The sequence below is a fragment of the Micromonospora sp. NPDC002411 genome, from assembly GCF_053592955.1.
Window position 1 is genome coordinate 1 of record NZ_JBSFBM010000592.1, and the last position, 1,978, is coordinate 1,978.

Genomic DNA, 1,978 nt, shown 5'->3' on the forward strand with positions numbered 1-1,978 from the left:
GGACGCCGTCCTGCTCGACCTGGTCCGCGCCCAGGCGGCCTCGGTGCTCGGCCACCCGGACAGCACCGCCGTCGAGCCGGACCGGGCGTTCAAGGAACTCGGATTCGACTCGCTGACGGCGGTGCAGCTCCGCAACCAGATCAGCGTGGCGACCGGGGTGAAGCTGCCGGCGACCCTGGCCTTCGACCACCCCACCGCCCGGGCCCTCACCACCCACCTGATCGGCCGAATCGTCGGTGACTCGGACACCGAGCTGCCGCTGCTGGCCGAGGTGGACCGGCTCGCCGGGCTGATCTCCGGACGAACCCTCGACAAGGGCGCGCGGGCCCAGCTCACCGCCCGACTGCAGGCACTCCTGGCCGACGTGCACGGAACCACCGAACACACCGGCGACACCGTCACCGAGAAGCTCCAGTCGGCCAGCGCCGACGAGATCTTCGACTTCATCGACACGCAACTCTCGGTGTCCTGACACCGAACGCTGCGCGCATCCGGAGGGGTTGGCAAGCGATGCTGACTGAAGACAAGCTCCTCGACTACCTGAAGCGGGTCACCGCCGACCTGCACCAGACGCGGCAACGGCTGCGCGAGGTCGAGGCGGGCGAGCAGGAGCCGATCGCCATCATCGGCATGGGCTGCCGCTTCCCCGGCGACGTGCGTACCCCCGAGGACCTGTGGCAACTGCTGCTCGACGGCCGCGACGCGATGGCCGAGTTCCCGGACGACCGGGGTTGGGACCTGGACGCCCTGTTCGGTGACGGCACCGGCGCGGCGGGCACCTCCGACGCCCGCCAGGCCGGCTTCGTCTACGACGCGGCCGACTTCGACGCGGCCTTCTTCGGCATCTCGCCACGCGAGGCCACAGCGATGGACCCGCAGCAGCGGATGCTGCTGGAGGTCACCTGGGAGGCCCTGGAGCAGGCCGGGATCGATCCGGTCACGCTCAAGGGCAGCCAGACCGGTGTCTTCGCCGGCACCGCCGGCCAGGACTACGGCACGCTGCTGCTGGGTGCCTCCGAAGGGCTGGAGGGACACCTGCTCACCGGCAACGCGGCGGCGGTCGTCTCCGGACGGATCTCCTACTGTCTGGGGCTGGAGGGTCCGGCGGTCACCGTCGACACCGCGTGCTCCTCGTCGCTGGTGGCGTTGCACCTCGCCGCGCAGGCCCTGCGCCAGCAGGAATGTGGGCTCGCGCTCGCCGGTGGCGCCACAGTGATGGCCACACCGGGCGCGTTCCTCGAGTTCTCCCGCCAGGGCGGTCTGTCCGGCGACGGGCGGTGCAAGGCGTTCGCCGCCGCGGCCGACGGCACCGGCTGGGCCGAGGGCGCCGGTGTGCTGGTTTTGGAACGGCTCAGCGACGCGCAGCGCAACGGTCACCCGATCCTCGCCGTGATCCGCGGCTCGGCGGTCAACCAGGACGGCGCGTCCAACGGGCTCAGCGCCCCGAACGGCCCGGCGCAGCAGCGCGTCATCCAACGAGCGCTGGCCAACGCCGGCCTCACCCCGAACCAGATCGACACGGTCGAGGCGCACGGCACCGGCACCAGCCTCGGCGACCCGATCGAGGCGCAGGCGCTCATCGCCACGTACGGGCAGGACCGCGACCCGCAGCGCCCCCTGTGGCTCGGCTCGATCAAGTCCAACCTCGGCCACACCCAGGCCGCCGCGGGCGTCGCCGGGATCATCAAGATGGTCCTCGCGATGCGCGCCGGCGTCCTGCCGCAGACACTGCACGTCGACGAGCCGACCCCGCAGGTCGACTGGTCCGAGGGCGCCGTCGAACTGCTCACCAGCCGGCAGCCGTGGCCACGGACCGACGAGCCGCGCCGGTCGGCGGTCTCCTCGTTCGGGGTCAGCGGCACCAACGTGCACGTGGTCCTCGACGAGGGACTGGCCCAGCGCGTTCAACCCTGCCTTGCTGGCCCCGTACGCCGGCTGGTGCGGTTCACCCCGGAACGCGCCTCGGGACGAGACGTTG

At 71.8% G+C, this 1,978-nt stretch carries 2 protein-coding genes; both read left to right on the top strand.

Features of this window, described 5'->3' with window-relative positions:
• Nucleotides 1-472: phosphopantetheine-binding protein (locus ACWCO3_RS34240; protein WP_450014134.1), on the top strand; the 472-nt coding region annotated here is incomplete at its 5' end.
• Nucleotides 473-510: 38 nt separating this feature from the next.
• The coding region (locus ACWCO3_RS34245) for a type I polyketide synthase (protein ID WP_450014136.1) at nt 511-1,978 on the top strand (1,468 nt) is incomplete at its 3' end.